We start from the raw sequence: 17,190 nt of genomic DNA on the forward strand, positions 1-17,190 counted from the left end.
GGTCAATTTGGCCGGGCTTAGTTTTTTAGAAGGCTGGGAACTCTTGCTGAAGTCCTTTGAAGGCATCTATCATTTCCCACTTGGGTTTGTAGTAAGTGTCGACCATCCTCCCACTCACATTTCCCGTCTGAATGTATTGCAAGGCCGCAGCTAATCTGAGGTCCCTTTGATCACCCCAAGGAAACTGAGGGCTGTCACCTACTTGATAGTTTGCAGGAAATCCATCAAAATATTCTGCCTTTCCCTGTGCGTTAGCAGTGGCGAAAGTGATCGGAACAAGCTCTACATTGTTGTCTACCAAGGTTCGGTTGTACCGTGAAAGGGGAAAAGAACCTACAGGCTTTCCGAAAGTATTGTCACCGATCAGCACTACTTGTGTATATGGAGTGAGATTGTTTATAACCAATTCGGATGCTGATGCAGATCCGCGGGAAGTGATGAAAATGATACGATTGAGGTTCAAAGAACCTATTTTGGAGAAGTTGACTGAATTATTGTTGCTGGATTTTTGGGAGTTCAACTTATTGGTATACATCAGTTTTCCTGAATTGGCAGATTGGATGAGGTAATTGCTGATTTGCTCACAGACCGCTACCGAACCACCGCCATTGTATCTTAAATCAATGATCAACTCCTGGATTCCCTGATTTTGAAAAAACTCCATGGAAGACTGTACTTCAGCACTCCGGGTAGGGGTCAGTCCTGCCGTCGCTCTGAAGCTTTGATAGGCCCAATAGCCCACCTTTTTGCCTCCCACTTCCAATACTCTTCTGTCCAATACAGAATTAGATTGATATTCTGCTTTTACATTGGTGCGGGTGGTGGTAGTTCCGTCAGGAAGTTTGAAGGTGAATGTATTACTGATACCTGGATCAGGTCCGCCTAGTTTGAAATCATATCCGCCTGAAGCTAGCTTATATTCAGAAATTGGTTTTCCATTGATTTGCGTGATTTCCCAACCACGTTTCCAACCGTCTTTACCGGCAGGAGCCTCATCAAAAACAAAGGAAACAAACAATCTTTCATCTGAAGTAAAGGCAAATCCAAACCCATGACCTGCATTTCTGCCTACAAATGAATTATTGAAAGCTTCCTGAGTAGTGAGATAAGAAAATCGGTCAAGTGGTTTGAATATGATCCCGTTGAGCAATTCCTCGTTTGTTGCAAACTTGGTGAGGTCTACTGTGGCAGGGATTTTATCATTCCAGAAGTACCATTCGCGCATGGTGTCCACAATAGCTTTTTTGATGTCAGATCCATTTTGATTGGGGGTTGGATCTTCTTTGGGATCACAAGCCGCAAAAGCTATCCACACCATCCCGATTATCCACTTGAGCTTTTTCATAATCCTAATAAGTTTGTTTCCCTAAACGTCCCAAGTTGGGGTATTTGTTTTCTTAGATCGCGATATCGTAAACTTTTACCGTCTTCCACATGTGTGAATATTTCTTGATAAACTCCAGATGAAGTGGGTCGGTTTGATAGGCAGCCTGTGCTTCCAAAGAATCAAAAAACATCGTACAAGACACGTGGAAGCTGTGGTCTACCACTTCTCTTTTTTCGGTTGGAGCAGGAGTGCCCATGATGAATTGGGATACGTCTTTACAGCGACCCAACATAGGCGCCGCATCTCTCATAAATTCTTGAAGGTCGGAGTCTTTGTGAAGCCAGAAATAAACTTGGTGAATCATTTTTTGTGATGCCATGGTGTTTGATAAGCTAAGGTGAATAGGTAATACAGCAGCAGCACTCGCTACGCTAACAGATTTGATAAAGTTTCTACGTGATTTCATTTCAGATTTGCAGCCTTTTTGAAGGTTATGGGAAAGGCTTTTGAAGGGTGATAAAGATAAAAATATAAATTGCTTTTCGGTAGCAAGTAGATTTTCTGCAAGGTCAGAATCTTTCAAAAAAAAGATCAATTCAATGAAATACAGGGTTTTTGGGAAAACAGGATGGAATGTTTCTGAAGTGGGATTGGGTACTTGGCAAGTAGGAGGTGGCTGGGGGAAACCCTTTGATCTGAAAAAAGCTGAAATAATCCTTCATTCCGCGATTGACCAAGGGATCAATTTTGTGGATACGGCTGATGTCTACGATGGAGGCTTAAGCGAGTCGGCAGTGGGTAAAGTGATCAGGGAAAGAAAAGAGAAAATTTATGTCGCTACCAAATGTGGTAGAAGAATTCAACCTCATACTCAAGATGGCTATACACCTGAAAGGCTCCGCAAATACGTGGAAGATAGCTTGAGGAATCTGGGTTTGGAGCAAATCGACCTCATCCAGTTGCACTGTCCGCCGACGCCTGTGTATCAGCGAGATGATATTTTTGGATTGTTTGAGGACTTGAAAAAGGAGGGCAAAATCGCTGCCATGGGGGTCAGTGTGGAGTTGGTTGACGAAGCTTTGCAAGCCATGAACTATCCAATCGTGTCTTCCGTACAGGTGATTTTCAACCTATTTAGACAAAAGCCAATCGAGAAATTATTTCCCAAGGCCGAATCTGAAAATATTGGTTTGATCATCCGGGTGCCGCTCGCAAGTGGCTTGCTTTCTGGGAAAATCACCCCGCAAACCACTTTTTCGAAGGATGACCATCGCTTTTTTAACCGAGAGGGAAAAGCCTTTGATAAGGGAGAGACCTTTTCAGGTGTCCCGCTTTCAATGGCATTTCCTGCGGTCGATGCATTGAAAGAAGACTTTGCCGATGATCATGAATTGGCAGCACAGTCGCTGAGATGGATTTTGATGTTTAAGCAGGTGAGTACGGTGATTCCAGGAGCGTCTTCGGTGGAGCAGGTTGAAAAAAATGTGCGTGCAGCTCAACTTCCGACCTTAAGTCCACATCAGATGCAAGAGGCTAAAAGGATTTATGAGGAATTTATCAAAGGAGAAGTACATCACCAATGGTGAAAAAGAAGAGGTTGTCTCACAAGGTATCTTGGAGTCAGCCTGAGCACCTGAGAGATGGGAGTCTCGAAGTCGAAGGCCATTTCCTGTAAATAGGACAAGATTTCGACTACGCTCAATTTGACAATCGATACTCAGGAGACGCCCCCTTCTTTTTACAAGACAACTCTAGATGCCAGATTTTTGAAGTACTTGTTTTGATCGGTGATCAAGTAATAATTGATCGTTACTTTTTCATTTCGTTCCATTAGGATCAGGGCGTGATCCTCAATGTGAATGACTTTTAGATCGCGGGTTTTGGTCGGAAGGCCTTGGGTTTTTACATAAAGTTCTCCGTCTTTTTCAATTACTTCGTCGATAGAAAACATTACAGGCTTTCTCGCTTGGTCATATTGAGTGGCGATGGTACGCTCAGGAGACCAAGAATTGCGGTTCAATCTGTGCGTTTGGTAATGGTGAAAAGTCCTGGAAGCCACCATTGATCTCACGGTTTCTGAATTGATTTTTTGAGTGGAATATCCCACTCCACTAAATACGGTTTGTGTGGAGCTACCTGGTTGATTTTCTCCGCCAAACTGATTTCCTCTTTGAAAGGTGTTTCCGATAAAGACGACATTGGCTCCAGTCATGGCAGCCTCTGCCTTTAGTTTGTCTAAAGCACGGTTTTTCACCTGATTGATGCTCGAAAGGGTAGTTACTCCGGTGGCTTTGCTGAATAGCTCTCCTTTGTGCTGCAGTCCAGCGATGTCTTCGGGATTATAGGTGATGAACACTTTTTCAAAATCATCCAAACCATTGACAGGTTTGATTGGGCTTTCGAAGACTTCTTCTCTACCCGATGCAAATACAATTCGACTCACTTGATGCTTGCTGATGGTGTACACAGTCTCTTCATTGGGATGCGTGTACTTGATATTGGTGAGACCCACTTCTTTGACTTTTACTTCCATTTGACCTTCCAATAGGTAAAGCGTGTCTGGATTAGTTTGAGCGAAAGCAGAAAATCCTGCGGTTAAAAAGGCGAGGTAAAGAATTGTTTTTTTAATCATTTGAATAAGCATTTGAAATAGTGCACGGGATAACCTCTCTGAGGTTTGGGTATTTTCGGTTTTTTTCCATAAAAAAAGCCCTTCAAGTGTTGAAGGGCTTTGGGCTTTTATAGTTGACTAAAATCAATCCTCTTTTTTGGCCATTCTGGTTCTCTCATTTTCATCCAAATAGATTTTTCTCATTCGGATAGATTTTGGAGTGATTTCCAAATATTCATCTTTCTGGATGTATTCCATGGATTCTTCCAAAGAGAAACGCTTTGGAGGAGCGATACGCACGTTGTCATCAGATCCTGATGCACGCATGTTGGTCAGTTTCTTGCCTTTCTGGACGTTGACGACAATGTCATTGTCACGTGAATGCTCCCCGATTACCTGTCCTGTATACAGATCGTCTCCCGGTTCGATGAAGAAAATACCTCGATCCTGAAGCTTGTCAATGGCATAGGCCGTACAAGGACCGCCTTCCATGGAGATCAATGAACCGTTGATTCGTCCTGGGATTGAACCTTTGAAAGGTTCATAGGCAGTAAATCGGTGATTCATGATGGCTTCACCTTGGGTGGCAGTAAGCACGTTGTTTCTCAATCCGATCAAACCTCTGGATGGAATCTTGAACTCCAAGTGCTGAAGATCGCCTTTTGGCTCCATAACCAACAGTTCACCTTTACGCTGAGTAGCCAATTCGATTACTTTTCCGGCGGTTTCCTGCGGAACGTCTACCACCAAGGTTTCGATTGGTTCGCATTTCACCCCATCTATTTCTTTGTAGATTACTTGAGGCTGACCTACTTGAAGTTCATATCCTTCACGTCTCATGGTCTCGATCAACACTGACAAGTGAAGAATGCCTCGACCATATACCAAAAATCGATCCTCTGAATCAGTAGTCTCGACTCTCAGAGCCAAGTTTTTCTCCGTCTCTTTCATCAATCGGTCTCTCAAGTGACGTGAGGTCACAAACTTTCCTTCTTTGCCGAAGAACGGAGAGTTGTTGATGGTGAAGAGCATGTTCATGGTAGGTTCGTCGATGGAAATTCGAGGAAGTGCCTCTGGATTTTCCACGTCGGCGATGGTGTCACCGATTTCGAAGTCTTCAATACCTGTCACAGCGCAGATGTCACCTGCTGTTACGGTCTGAACTTTATTTTTTCCAAGCCCTTCAAAAGTGTGAAGCTCTTTCACTCTCATTTTTTTGATAGAACCATCCGCTTTGCAAAGCGCAATCTGCTGATTTTCAGAAATGGTGCCTCTAGCAACACGTCCGATTGCGATACGGCCCACGAAGTTGGAATAGTCCAACGAGGTGATTTGCATTTGAAGCGTTCCTTCGGAGATTTTTGGAGCAGGGATGTGATCCAAAATCGCATCCAAAAGTGGAAGGATAGAATCGGTAGGGTTTTTCCAGTCAGGACCCATCCAGTTTTGCTTAGCCGAACCGTAAAGTGTCTGGAACTCCAACTGCTCTTCGGTTGCGTCCAAGTTGAACATCAATTCGAATACAGACTCATGAACTTCGTCAGGTCTACAGTTTTCTTTGTCTACTTTATTTACTACCACGATTGGAGTAAGGCCCAACGCAAGAGCTTTACCCAATACAAATCGGGTCTGAGGCATTGGTCCTTCGAAGGCATCCACCAAGAGGATTACCCCATCGGCCATTTTCAACACCCGCTCTACTTCCCCGCCAAAGTCGGCGTGACCAGGAGTATCAATGATGTTGATTTTGTGGTCTTTGTAACGTACGGATACGTTTTTAGATAGAATGGTGATACCGCGTTCACGTTCCAGGTCATTGTTGTCAAGAATCAGGTCGTCGAATTGCTGATTCTCTCTGAAAATTTTTGATGCGTGGATGATTTTATCCACCAAAGTTGTTTTACCGTGGTCAACGTGTGCGATGATCGCGATATTCCGAATATTCTGCATGGTTTGCCTTATTGAGGGTGCAAAAGTAGGAATAAAATTTGGGAGTAAAGTTATCCACCTATGAAGTTTCTGACTTTGCAAAAGGCCAATCTATAGGGAGTTACCCATTTTTCTGTTTGAAAGACTCGAGAAAAAAGCACTAATTCGAAACCCTAACCTCGCACACATGTACAAACTCTGTCTCTCCTTTTCTCCGATTTTACTTTTGCTTTGGCTTGGTATGTGGTGGTTTACAGGATTAGAATCCTCGGGTTGGGCGTTGGTGCTCTTTTGGCTGGTTTTGGGTATCGGACTTCGGTCCAAGGACTCTCTTAAAGCATTCAGTTTTCCGGTTTCGATTTTGGGTGTAGTGGCTTTGGCGATGTTTTTTCCTGAATATTTTCAGGAGATGAACGGATTCAAGCTTACCGGACTTATCAATCCGCTAATCCAACTGATCATGTTTGGGATGGGGGCGACGCTGAGTTGGAAGGATTTTGCGGCTGTGGCCAAAAGTCCCAAGTCTGTAGGAATTGGCGTATTGGCTCAATTCATGATTATGCCCTTGATTGGTTTTGGGCTGGCAAAACTCAGTGGCTTGGAACCTGAAGTAGCGGCAGGAATAATCCTGGTAGGTTGCGCACCAGGTGGTACGGCTTCCAATGTCATGGCTTTTTTGGCAAGGGCTAATGTGGCACTTTCGGTAACTTTGACTTCGATTTCGACGTTGCTTGCTCCTTTTATGATGCCGGTGCTGATGAAAGTATTGGCAGGACAGTTTATCGAAATTGACTTGCTGAAAATGATGTGGGATATTTTCAAAATCATCCTTTTGCCCGTTGGTGCCGGATTGGTGATCAATCAATTGCTGAAAGGTGAGTCGACTGTAATCGAAAAGCTTCTGCCTGTAGTTTCGATGGTGGGCATAGCCCTAATTATTTTAGTGATTACCGCAGCAGGCAGGGATGCTCTCCTTCAAATCGGTCCGATTTTGATTTTTTTGGTAATGATTCATAATCTGTTGGGATACGGTGTGGGTTATGGTTTTGCCAGGGTCATAGGTATGGAAGAGCGCGATTGCCGGACGCTGGCTATTGAAGTCGGGATGCAAAATGCCGGCTTAGCCTCTGGGCTTTCGAATATCCTTGGGAAAATCGCCACTGTTGGTTTAGCCCCAGCTGTGTTTGGGCCGATGCAAAATGTGACTGGGTCGGTTTTGGCGACTTTTTGGAGTAGGAAAAGTATTTAGGCTCCAAAGTTTTAAAAATATTTCTTGAAGATTTCAGCCCATACCTGATATCCGTCCTGGTTTAGATGAAGTTGGTCTTGGATATAAAGTTCGGGTCTTGGGCTTCCATCGGGATGGGTGAGGGCTTTCCAGGTGTCCACAAATTCGACGTTTTCCTTAGCTAAGCAATATTCTGACAGTTTTTGGTTGAAAATCTGATAGTTGGTCTTTTTCTCCCATCTCGAAGGGCTTGGTTTTGCACCAATAAGGAAGATTTCGGTAGCTGGGTTGACTAGGTGAATGCGGGTCACGATATTGTCAAGGCTAGTCAAAATATCCGCAACTGCTACACTCGCCCAAATGTCATTGTCGCCTTCGTAGATGAATACTCGGGAAGGTTCAAATTTGATCACCAACGGAAATAGGTGGCGCTCTAAGTCGGCTGCCTTTGAGCCTCCGAAACCTGTATTAATCAGGTTTTCCTGAGGGTAAGTCTCCTGCAGTTTACTCCACATGCGGATCGTCGAACTACCCGTAAACAGGGTAGATCCCGGTTTCCATCCTAGACTATCATACTTTGCCGAAATCTGCCTCACTTCATTTTCGAAAGGGGCTTGTTGGGCGAAGATGAGTGGACTGGTGAATAGGAAAACGATGATGAATGGGAGCGCAAATCTGTTCATAGGATCAAACATAAATCAAAATTACACTGAACCAAAACCGTTCATCCACCTGCTCGTATTCGGACATCACGTGCAGATTTGGATTTTGTCCAAGGGTTTTTTGGATTAGTAAAAACGCCTTTCTATCCCTTTTTTACCTCTTTTCGTCCCTAAGGCACTATTTATAATGCTGATGTAATCTCTTTGGTCATGTTTTCGCGTTAGGTAACTGTCCAAATTCAACTCTTCTTTCTATGAATTCAATCACCCGGTTTTTTTGGTTTTGCAGCGGTGCTAATTTTGCCATTTTGAAGCGTACACCAACCGAGTCCAATAAGTATGTAGGGATAGGTGCGACAGTATTTTTCACTGGAGTTTTGGCAGCATTGGCTGCGGGTTATGCCTTGTTTACTGTATTCCAAACCATTTTGCCGGCCATCTTTTTTGGCCTGCTATGGGGATTGATGATCTTCAACCTGGATCGCTTTATCGTCTCCAGTATGCGGAAAAAGGAGAATGCTTGGGCCGAATGGAAGCTGGCTATTCCGAGATTGGTCTTGGCGGTTTTACTTGCTCTAGTGATTTCCAAGCCGTTGGAATTAAAGATGTTTGAGCGGGAGATCAACCGTAAGTTGGATGAGAAAAAGACCGAATTTATCGCCCAGTCCAAAGCCAATCTGGCGAAAGGCTTTCCTGAAATTCAGGAATTGCAGTCCAAAATTGATACGCTGAAATCAGAGGTGTCACAGGCTGAAGCTTTTAGAGATCAGCTTCAAAAAGAATACGATGCAGAGCGTTTCGGAGAGAAAACCTCCGGCACCAGCGGAATTGTAGGTTTGGGCACCAATGCCAAAAAGAAAGAGCAACAATTGGACGCAGCACAGCTTGCTTTGGATGACTTGCGAGTGCGAAATCAAGTAAGGATCGATACCTTGGAAGCCCAAATTCGGGAATTTACAGCGCTGAGGCAGAAAGAGTTTGAAAAACAGCAGCCCGGAATTGAGGGATTTGACGGTTTGGCGGCACGGATGGATGCGCTTTCTGCTTTGACTACAGAGAGCTCCGCCATGGCACTTGCCAATATATTTATCCTATTGCTTTTCATCGCAATTGAGACGGCTCCGATTTTTGTCAAATTGATCTCCAGTCGTGGGCCGTATGATGAGCTGTTGGAACTACATGAAGATAAAGTGAAGCTTTTTAAAGGAGAAAAATGGACGATCGCGAAGGGCGAATCCGAAGCTCGGGTGGGCTATTTTCAGGATACCCATTTCTATGCGACAAACTTGAAGAAGGAAAAAACCAATCGAAAAAACCGATCAGAAACTGACCGAGAATTGGCCCAGTGGGAATGAGAAAGGATAGAAAATCAGAGAGTTGCTTTGAAATACGTGTAAATTTATTTTTCTTTACGGCATATTTAAAAATCAAAGAGTTATGGACACCAAGATCACATTGTCTTTCAATAAAGACATCATTGATCGAGCCAAAGATTTTGCCGATCAAAATAACATCAGTCTTTCCCGATTGACAGAATTTCTCTATGCCCAGATGACCTCCAAAACCTACAAGTCCCTGGAAGAGCTTCCGATTTCTGATTGGGTGAATATGGTGTCCGAAGGTGAGGTAGAATATAAGCGCATGCCTTCGAGTCGAAAAGCAATGAAGGATGAGTTCTTCGAAGGTAAAAAATGAAGGTGTTTCTGGATGCAAACGTGTTGGTGTCCGTGTTGAATAAGGAATACCCACTTTTTCCCCATTCTGCCAGGATATTGAGTTTGGCAGATCAGCGGCGATTCCAACTCTACACCTCTCCGATTTGCTTGGCTATAGCTTTTTATTTTGCGGAGAAAAAATGCGGAACCGCCCAAGCCAAGCAGAAAATGCAGGTTCTTTCTTCCAAACTTCACATTGCGGCTGTGGACTCGCAAACCGTTACAAACGCTGTTTCAAATCTCAGCGTGATGGATTTTGAGGATGGTTTGGAGTATTATTCAGCTTTGCAGCATGACTGCAAGGCCATCATTACCGAAGATTCCGAAGGTTTCTATTTTTCAGAGATTCCAGTCTTTGATTGTCGGAAGTTTCTGGAAGAGGTCGTGTTTTAAATATTTTAACCCTAGAACCCGTGGAGGGTTTCATTGGCCACCTGATCCAATTGCTCCATCGTTTTTTTCGCTGATTTCCATTCGGCAAAGGTCACGATTTTGATTAGGAACCCTAAGAGTTTTCCGGGATTGATCAGTTTTTTAGCTAAAAAAGAGATGTTTTTGTCCCGGTCCTGAATCTGGAATTCTTTATTGGAGTCGGCGTGATATTCACCTGCATACTTCCAAGCTCCGTCCCGGGCGATTTGGATGGAGAAGTTGAGCAATAGTTCATCTTTGCCTTTTGCCAATGGAATCAGTAGTCCAAAAACCGGAGATACGGCACTGATATTTGCTTTTACACCATCGACCAATTCAGCCAAAACAGAATTGATCTTGTCGAAATCTCCTTTGATTCCAGCCAAATCTTTTCCTGCCATGGTTTCCGAGGCTGCAATTCCGAGGTCCAGATTGATGTGTGCATTGATCCCAAGAAAAAGATGCTGAAGGACGAGTAGACTTGAGTTTTTGCTGGCTTCAAAAGCCAATCTCCAGCTTTCGGTAGGATTTTTTCCGGACTTCCAGAGCTCGTAAGCATCTATAAACCGCTTGGCAAAAATCACGTCCAAGATTTCCATTCGGGGATTGTCTTCAAACTCTCCAGCTAAAATTCCGTCCCGAACCCGCCTCGTGACTTGTCGATATAGGATGGAGAAATAGCCGATTCGGCTTTGCTGTTGTTTGCATTCTTCCACGATTTGGTCCATCCGAACCAGCACATCTTCAATTGTATTCATCTATCCTTATTTGAAAAATTGCTCTAAAATATCGCCCACATAAAAGGCTACCACCGCGGCAAGTAATCCCAAACCAACGGTTTCAAGTATGCTTCTCAAAGCGGAAGTCTGGTTGACAATTCCTTTGAGCCACCCCACAATCAAAAAGGCTAGTCCAGTCAATATGCTCGTCCACAGGAAAGTGTTGATCTCGGAAGGAAAAAAGAAATCCCACAAGTAAACCAACAGCGGAATCAATCCGACCAAGACAAAGGAGATCAAGGTGGCGAGTCCGATTTTGAATGGACTTTTGCTATCCCGCATCATGCCGAGTTCGTCCTTCATCATTTCGGCTACCCAAAGATCCTTATCGGAGCAGATGTGGTCCACGATTTTCTGAAGCAGATCGCCTTTGAAACCCTTGGCTCGGTAGATGTCTTCTATCTCTGATCGCTCGACTTCGGGTAGATTTTCCACTTCCCAATATTCGATTTTTTCGTGCTTGTCGTAGTTGTCCTTTTCACTTTTAGCAGACAGGTAGGCTCCTACCGACATCGAAAAACCATCGGCAAGGAGATTTGCGAATCCAAGAATGATCAAAATGCCCGCATCCAGATTAGCCCCATAGCCCCCTGCCACCACGGCAAAGGTGGTGACGGCACCATCGATCCCTCCATAGACAAATTCACGTAAGTACTCTTGAAGTTTTCCAAAACGGGTATTTTCTAAATGTATTTCTGACTCCATGGTTTAATTGAGGTTTTTAAGGAAAAAATCCTTGACATTTTCACCCATTACTGCTCTGATTTCTGCTTCTGAAAAACCTGCTTTCATCAGGCCTTCTACGATCAAGGGCAATCCGGTGATATCAAATGGTACGGCCACCGAACCGTCATAATCCGATCCAAGAGCAACATATTGGATGCCTACTAGATCGCGAACATGCTTGATGGAAGCGATAATGTTTGGAAGCTCGGGTTCGCCTACTGCCATGTCAAAAAAGGCGATACCGATGATTCCTCCATTTGCTGCGATTTTTTGGATTTGGGCATCACTGAGGTTTCGTTGTGAATCGAGAACAGCTCTCACCCCGGTGTGGGAGACCATGACGGGCTTGGTGGTGAGGTTTAGTACATCTTCTACAATAGCAGGTGAGGCATGAGCCAAATCAATAAAAATCCCCAGTTCATTCATTTTCTGAACCGCTGATTTCCCGAAATCTGAAAGTCCAGCTCCATTTTCTCCATGTGCGGAACCGCCAAACTCGTTGTCAAAAAAGTGGGTCGGCCCGATCATGCGTACTCCGGCGGCATAGACTTTTTCCAGATTTTCAAGTGAAGCCTCCAAAGCATGACCTCCTTCTATTCCCAACATAGCGCCGATGACTTGATTGTCGGATTTTCGAGCATCGATCAACTTTTCTAGGTCTGACTTTTTCTTGATGAAAATGGCTTTATCTCCTTCATTTTCTACAAAATCAGCCAAAGCCTCGGATTGTGAAAGGGTTCGGTTGATCAGGCTGAACCAATTCCAAGGGCTTTCTCCTTTGGCTATGGTCAGTGGAGTGATATTGTCAAAGGCATCCTCGCTGTTGCTTTGCATATTTTGACCCGCAGGAGATTTGGATACGATGGTAAACATCTCCAAGGCTACATTGGCTTCCCTCATTCTGGGGAAATCTACATGGCCACGATCTTCTCGCTTATTCAGATTTCGCCCCCAAAGGAGCGCGTCACAATGAAGGTCTGCAATAAAATCCAATCGGTCGTAAAGGGACTGAGCCTCGGGAGACACTGTGTAGGGAGCGGCAAGCTTGACTGGATTTCTTTGTGATTCTACATATTGGGGCACGGTATTAATCCCAATGAGGTAGATCACAAATAGGAGGATGAGGAAAAAGAGGAACTTCTTCATAGGTTGGGTTTACCTTTTGAAGATAAGAAAAATCCAAGGCAATGATCAACCAGAAGTCGGTTACTCTTTTCTTACAGTTCATCGGCCATTTTTACGGGAGGTAAAGATTCATATTCCTCCAAGCTGAAAAGACGCGAACGAATAATGAATCGGACTCCTAGCGGAATCTCTATCGAAAAACTGCTTCCTCGGCCTGGGGTAGCATCCAAGGTAAGTTGAGTGTGTTTCCAATACTCAAATTGGTCAGCAGTCATGAAAAAGTCGCATCCGGAGACCTTTCCTATCCAGACGTCCTGCGAACCTAATCTAAACTCTCCTTTTTCAAAGCACATCGGAGCCAAACCGTCACAGCATCCACCGCTTTGATGAAACATGAGCTCGGTGCCATGCTTTTTGCGAAGCTGATCAATTACTGCTTCAGCAGCCGAAGTGGATAGGATACGTTGGATTTGATTCATGTTTTTGGCAAATGAAAAGAGAGAAGCAGAAAAATCCTGCTTCTCTCGGACAATAAACCCAGCGTTAGAAAAATCCTAGTTTCTGCTTGCTGTAGGAAATCAGCATGTTTTTGGTTTGACGGTAGTGATTGAGCATCATCAAATGAGTCTCTCTGCCAAAACCTGACTTTTTATAGCCGCCAAAAGGCGCATGAGATGGGTATGCATGGTAGCAGTTGACCCAAACGCGGCCTGCTTGAATCGCTCGAGGTACCTGATAGAGCTCGTGAGCGTCTCTGGACCAAAGTCCTGCTCCAAGACCATACATGGTGTCGTTGGCAATTGCGATCGCTTCTTCGGTGGTTTTGAAGGTGGTAACACAAGTGACTGGGCCGAAGATTTCCTCCTGAAAGACCCGCATTTTGTTGTGGCCTTTGAGAATGGTGGGCTGAATGTAGTAGCCGTTTTCTAATCCTGAATTCAATCCTGTTTTAGCTCCGCCTACGAGTACTTCAGCCCCTTCTTCTTTGCCGATTTCGATGTAGGAAAGAATTTTTTCATACTGATCATTGGAAGCTTGAGCACCCATCATGGTGTCTTCTGCCATGGGGTGGCCTAATTTGATTGCCTTTGTACGGGCAATCACCCGCTCCATGAAGACGTCGTAGATGTCCTCATGAACCAGAATTCTGGAAGGGCAGGTACAGACTTCTCCTTGGTTCAGAGCAAACATGACGGCTCCTTCTACTGCCTTGTCGAAAAATTCGTCGTCGGCATCCGCTACGGATTTCATAAAGATGTTTGGAGATTTTCCGCCCAATTCCATGGTGACCGGGATCAGATTTTCAGATGCATATTGCATGATCAGTCTGCCTGTGGTCGTCTCACCGGTAAATGCCACTTTGGCCACTCTCGTAGATGTGGCAAGAGGTTTTCCAGCTTCAATTCCAAATCCTGTGACCACATTGATGACTCCCGGAGGGACGATGTCAGCAATCAGATCCATCAATACCATGATACTGGTTGGGGTTTGTTCGGCTGGTTTTACTACTGTGCAGCAGCCGGCTGCCAGGGCAGGAGCGATTTTCCAGGTAGCCATGAGAAGCGGGAAGTTCCAAGGGATGATTTGACCCACCACGCCCAGAGGCTCATGGAGGTTGATGCTGACGGTAGTCTCATCATGCTCTGACATGGAGCTTTCATCAGCTCGGATTACACCGGCAAAGTATCTGAAATGGTCAATGCAAAGCGGAAGATCAGCCGCGCGTGTTTCTCGGATAGCCTTTCCGTTGTCGATGGTTTCTACTCTCGCCAAAAGTTCAAGATTTGCTTCCATCACATCTGCGATCTTTAACAGAATTCTGCTTCGCTCCGCAGCTGGGGTTTTGGACCAGGTGACAAATGCAGAGTGAGCGGCATCCAAAGCCTTTTCGATATCCTCTTTATTTCCTCGGGCCGCTTTTGCAAAGGGCTTTCCATCTATAGGGGAGATGTTTTCAAAGTATTCTCCAGAGGATGGTTTTACCCACTCACCACCGATGAAGTGATCGTATTTTTCTTTGATCAACGGGCGATCTACAGGCTTGGCCTGAGCATACGTTAGTGTTTCCATAGTTTTGGGTTATTTTGGTTACATCCAAAATTCCCAATGTTTATTCTGTAAAAATTGTACTCGATGATCAAGAAATCTGCATAAAGTGACTTTTCTCAGGTTTCTTTTTTCAAAAGCTCATTATTTTTCATTCTCTTCCAATTGGTTAAAAATTAGGATACCATACAATGACCCAAAAAACACAGTTCCCAGGAGTATTCTGGAGAAATCCTCATGACCTGAAAACGCTGGTGGAGAATCGGACTACTTACACCCTTGATAATTGTGAGTTGAATATTTTTGAAACCCATCAATCAGCCGAAAAAGTCAATTTGGTTTTCGGAGATTTGGTCTTGACTACCATGTTGAAGGGAAAAAAGGTAATGCATCTTTTTGACCGGCCCGGTTTTGACTACATGCCAGGTGAATCGGTGATCGTGCCTCCCAATGAAGTGATGAAGATTGATTTTCCTGAGGCTCATTGGGATAATCCCACCCAATGCATTGCGCTGTCGATCTCCAAAGAAATGATTGAGAATACTTTCAATCTTCTGAATGAACGATTTTCGTCCAAGGTATTGACCCAAGAATGGGGCTTGGATCTTTCCTACTTTCACCTGATCAATACTCAAGATCTTTCTGAAATCATCAATCGTTTTGTGAGAATTGGTGTCAAGGAAAGATCGCGTGAAAAAGATCTCATTGCCTCATTGGCTTTGAAAGAACTTTTGATTCGGTTGACTCAGACCCAAGCGAGAGAAATGCTGGAGAAGACGTACAAGGAATTGTCTGGAAGTAATCGGCTCGCTCATGTGGTGGAGTATATCAAGAAGAATATTCGGGAAAATCTGCAATTGGAAGAATTGGCTTCCCAAGCCTGTATGAGTAAAGCGCACTTTTTGAGGACCTTCAAAAATGAGTTGGGTCTTACCCCCATGGAGTATGTGGTCAAAGAGCGATTGAAGTTGGCTAGGTATTACTTAGTCATGGGTGGATTTCAGATTCAGGAAGTCTGTCTGATGTCTGGTTTTAACAATTTGACCAATTTTATCAGGGCCTTCAAGAAGGAATTTCAGCATACTCCGAAAGCATTTCAGAGAATTAGTGAAAAATAAATGAGAAATTTTTTATTGAAATTTTGATTGTTTGTTCTGTTTTCATACGTTTAAGAAACTTTTGCAGACATAATAGTTGCTCAACCCAGCGCTTTGCCAAAGTTTATATGGTTTTAATCCATTAACAATAAACCCTCCCTGGGAGCCTAATTTCAAAAAGGCTCCCTTTTTTTATGCTTCTTTTTTTGAAGATTTTGTAAGATTTAGAAAATCTGGTTTAAAAAATCATTGGTTTTTGGATAAAAAATGTAAAAAGTAGAAAAAGTGGTTTTCAGGTGTCTAAAAATTTGATTTTCAAAAGATTCTGAATTTGGGCGCAAAAACAAAAAAACCTTCACGAAAATTTCGTGAAGGCTTTCCCATTTAATTAACCCTTTAATCCAAAATCCTTTTTTCTCATTTCTATTCAGCTCTCTTAGACAAGCTTGCTGAACGGAGTAAAGAATGTGAGTTAAAGGTAAATGCTACAAAATGCGGGTTCAGTGATAGGAGTCACAGGCCTAGGCAGTTGATCAGCTTTGTTTTCCGGTTGGTAAACGAAAAATGGGTTTTGATCCGCTTACATGCCGAAGAGAGCGGGATGGGTTGGGAGATTAATTTTTGTAATTGATTTTCCAAAATAGAGATGTTTTTTTTAGCCAATACAATTCCCGTATCTCCAATAATCTCCGGAATCGCCCCAACAGCGGACCCAATCGGTACACAACCTGCAGCCATGGCTTCGCCTAGCGCATTTGGGAATCCTTCGGAAGTGGAAAGCTGAAGGTAGAATTGGTGTGAATTGTAAAGGTCCAAAAGATCAGTGGGCTTCATTTTTCCCAAAACGGTCACATTGGGATTTGGAGAGGAGTAGACTGAATCACCCACTAAGGTAAACGTCCAATCGAGATGGTGCTCGGCCAATTTTTCGATCAAATCATAGCCCTTGACTATTGCCCTTGAAGGATTGGAAGTGCCTGTGGCTACGGAAATAAAGCTCAAAGGCTTTCGTGTTTTTCCGAGATCTCTCCAAAAATCTGTATCAAACCCGTTTGGAATCACCTGAATCGGAGTCTTCAAGTCAGGAATTAAATTCAGCAATCCTTGCATTGGATTGATCTGTGGATCATAAGAATAGTCCTGCTTGACCAAAGCTTCTGCCACCGGCAAAATCAATGAGCAATTTTTGAAAGAATAAACCGTGGCTATACGCAGCCATTTCTTCCTGAAATTCCCATAACCGATCTCAGGCATATGGATGCAATCGGTGCCTCCGGCTTGGATGGTGCACTTTTTTCCAAACACTTTTCCAAACCAAACCGGCAAGACGCTGTGATACCCCCCGAAAAAGCAGAGGTATTGGCTGGTGCGAGGCAAAAACCAAAGCAGTTGAAAAAACTGGAGAATAAAGTAAAATGGAAGTTTTACCGGGCTTTGAGTAAATTCCAACGATTTAATTTCAGCCACCGGACGGATCATTTCCAGGTCACGGTCGATAAATGCGGTGCGTACGGGAAAGGTGTAGAGGATCATT

The 17,190-nt window shown here is 43.9% G+C and carries 17 protein-coding genes; 6 read left to right on the forward strand and 11 right to left on the reverse strand.

The genetic code is table 11. The features are described from left to right. Nucleotides 1-25 precede the first annotated feature (25 nt). Both ACFPIK_RS12520 and ACFPIK_RS12525 read right to left on the reverse strand, forming a co-directional pair. Nucleotides 26-1,345, reverse strand: coding sequence for a S41 family peptidase (locus ACFPIK_RS12520; RefSeq protein WP_377915753.1), 1,320 nt, complete (start codon nucleotides 1,343-1,345; stop codon nucleotides 26-28). A gap of 52 nt (nucleotides 1,346-1,397) precedes the next feature. After that, nucleotides 1,398-1,793 carry a Dabb family protein gene (locus ACFPIK_RS12525; protein WP_377915755.1) on the reverse strand — a complete coding sequence of 132 codons (396 nt, stop codon included), beginning with the start codon at nucleotides 1,791-1,793 and terminating at the stop codon, nucleotides 1,398-1,400. A gap of 133 nt (nucleotides 1,794-1,926) precedes the next feature. Between ACFPIK_RS12525 and ACFPIK_RS12530 the strand changes: the two genes are divergently transcribed. Further along, entirely contained in the window at nucleotides 1,927-2,913 is a 987-nt protein-coding gene (locus ACFPIK_RS12530) for an aldo/keto reductase (RefSeq protein WP_377915757.1), read from the forward strand. A 152-nt stretch (nucleotides 2,914-3,065) separates the two neighbouring features. Here the strand turns inward: ACFPIK_RS12530 and ACFPIK_RS12535 are convergent, their stop codons facing one another. Both ACFPIK_RS12535 and typA read right to left on the reverse strand, forming a co-directional pair. Next, the gene (locus ACFPIK_RS12535) at nucleotides 3,066-3,959 is read right to left on the reverse strand and encodes a hypothetical protein (protein WP_377915759.1); all 894 of its coding nucleotides are present in this window, start codon (nucleotides 3,957-3,959) and stop codon (nucleotides 3,066-3,068) included. A 123-nt stretch (nucleotides 3,960-4,082) separates the two neighbouring features. Next, on the reverse strand, nucleotides 4,083-5,888 hold the full coding sequence (gene typA / locus ACFPIK_RS12540) for a translational GTPase TypA (protein WP_377915762.1): 1,806 nt from the start codon (nucleotides 5,886-5,888) through the stop codon (nucleotides 4,083-4,085). A 166-nt stretch (nucleotides 5,889-6,054) separates the two neighbouring features. On the opposite strand from typA, the gene ACFPIK_RS12545 reads away from it, so the two are divergent. After that, complete coding sequence (locus tag ACFPIK_RS12545) at nucleotides 6,055-7,116, forward strand: bile acid:sodium symporter family protein (protein ID WP_377915764.1); 1,062 nt, start codon at nucleotides 6,055-6,057, stop codon at nucleotides 7,114-7,116. An 11-nt stretch (nucleotides 7,117-7,127) separates the two neighbouring features. Here ACFPIK_RS12545 and ACFPIK_RS12550 read toward each other — a convergent pair whose 3' ends face one another. Then, nucleotides 7,128-7,778, reverse strand: a complete 651-nt coding sequence (locus ACFPIK_RS12550; RefSeq protein ID WP_377915766.1) for a GDSL-type esterase/lipase family protein — start codon at nucleotides 7,776-7,778, stop codon at nucleotides 7,128-7,130. Nucleotides 7,779-8,011: 233 nt separating this feature from the next. Here ACFPIK_RS12550 and ACFPIK_RS12555 point away from each other — a divergent pair, with 233 nt between their 5' ends. The 3 genes from ACFPIK_RS12555 to ACFPIK_RS12565 all read left to right on the forward strand — a co-directional run bounded on the left by ACFPIK_RS12555 (nucleotide 8,012) and on the right by ACFPIK_RS12565 (nucleotide 9,865). Then, complete coding sequence (locus ACFPIK_RS12555) at nucleotides 8,012-9,112, forward strand: DUF4407 domain-containing protein (protein ID WP_377915768.1); 1,101 nt, start codon at nucleotides 8,012-8,014, stop codon at nucleotides 9,110-9,112. Between the two features lie 82 nt (nucleotides 9,113-9,194). Further along, nucleotides 9,195-9,452 (forward strand): DUF6364 family protein, encoded by a 258-nt coding sequence (locus ACFPIK_RS12560; protein ID WP_111391991.1) that lies wholly within the window; start codon nucleotides 9,195-9,197, stop codon nucleotides 9,450-9,452. Next, complete coding sequence (locus tag ACFPIK_RS12565; protein ID WP_377915771.1) at nucleotides 9,449-9,865, forward strand: type II toxin-antitoxin system VapC family toxin; 417 nt, start codon at nucleotides 9,449-9,451, stop codon at nucleotides 9,863-9,865. The genes ACFPIK_RS12560 and ACFPIK_RS12565 overlap by 4 nt, the downstream gene beginning before the upstream one ends. An 11-nt stretch (nucleotides 9,866-9,876) precedes the next feature. Here ACFPIK_RS12565 and ACFPIK_RS12570 read toward each other — a convergent pair whose 3' ends face one another. The 5 genes from ACFPIK_RS12570 to ACFPIK_RS12590 all read right to left on the reverse strand — a co-directional run bounded on the left by ACFPIK_RS12570 (nucleotide 9,877) and on the right by ACFPIK_RS12590 (nucleotide 14,583). Continuing rightward, nucleotides 9,877-10,641, reverse strand: a complete 765-nt coding sequence (locus ACFPIK_RS12570) for a DUF5995 family protein (protein ID WP_377915773.1) — start codon at nucleotides 10,639-10,641, stop codon at nucleotides 9,877-9,879. Between the two features lie 6 nt (nucleotides 10,642-10,647). Continuing rightward, nucleotides 10,648-11,367, reverse strand: a complete 720-nt coding sequence (locus ACFPIK_RS12575) for a VIT1/CCC1 transporter family protein (RefSeq protein WP_377915775.1) — start codon at nucleotides 11,365-11,367, stop codon at nucleotides 10,648-10,650. A 3-nt stretch (nucleotides 11,368-11,370) separates the two neighbouring features. After that, nucleotides 11,371-12,534 (reverse strand): dipeptidase, encoded by a 1,164-nt coding sequence (locus ACFPIK_RS12580; RefSeq protein WP_377915777.1) that lies wholly within the window; start codon nucleotides 12,532-12,534, stop codon nucleotides 11,371-11,373. 71 nt (nucleotides 12,535-12,605) lie between these two features. Further along, complete coding sequence (locus ACFPIK_RS12585; RefSeq protein ID WP_377915779.1) at nucleotides 12,606-12,992, reverse strand: DUF779 domain-containing protein; 387 nt, start codon at nucleotides 12,990-12,992, stop codon at nucleotides 12,606-12,608. Nucleotides 12,993-13,056: 64 nt separating this feature from the next. Further along, nucleotides 13,057-14,583, reverse strand: coding sequence for an aldehyde dehydrogenase family protein (locus ACFPIK_RS12590; protein WP_377915781.1), 1,527 nt, complete (start codon nucleotides 14,581-14,583; stop codon nucleotides 13,057-13,059). Nucleotides 14,584-14,750: 167 nt separating this feature from the next. On the opposite strand from ACFPIK_RS12590, the gene ACFPIK_RS12595 reads away from it, so the two are divergent. Then, a complete protein-coding gene (locus ACFPIK_RS12595; protein WP_377915783.1) occupies nucleotides 14,751-15,677 on the forward strand; it encodes an AraC family transcriptional regulator N-terminal domain-containing protein in 927 nt (308 codons plus the stop codon). A gap of 492 nt (nucleotides 15,678-16,169) precedes the next feature. Here the strand turns inward: ACFPIK_RS12595 and ACFPIK_RS12600 are convergent, their stop codons facing one another. Further along, nucleotides 16,170-17,189, reverse strand: coding sequence for a glycosyltransferase family 4 protein (locus ACFPIK_RS12600; RefSeq protein ID WP_377915785.1), 1,020 nt, complete (start codon nucleotides 17,187-17,189; stop codon nucleotides 16,170-16,172). Nucleotide 17,190: the final 1 nt, after the last annotated feature.

It is taken from the genome of Algoriphagus aquatilis (assembly GCF_042657405.1).
Taxonomy (GTDB): Bacteria; Bacteroidota; Bacteroidia; order Cytophagales; family Cyclobacteriaceae; genus Algoriphagus; species Algoriphagus aquatilis.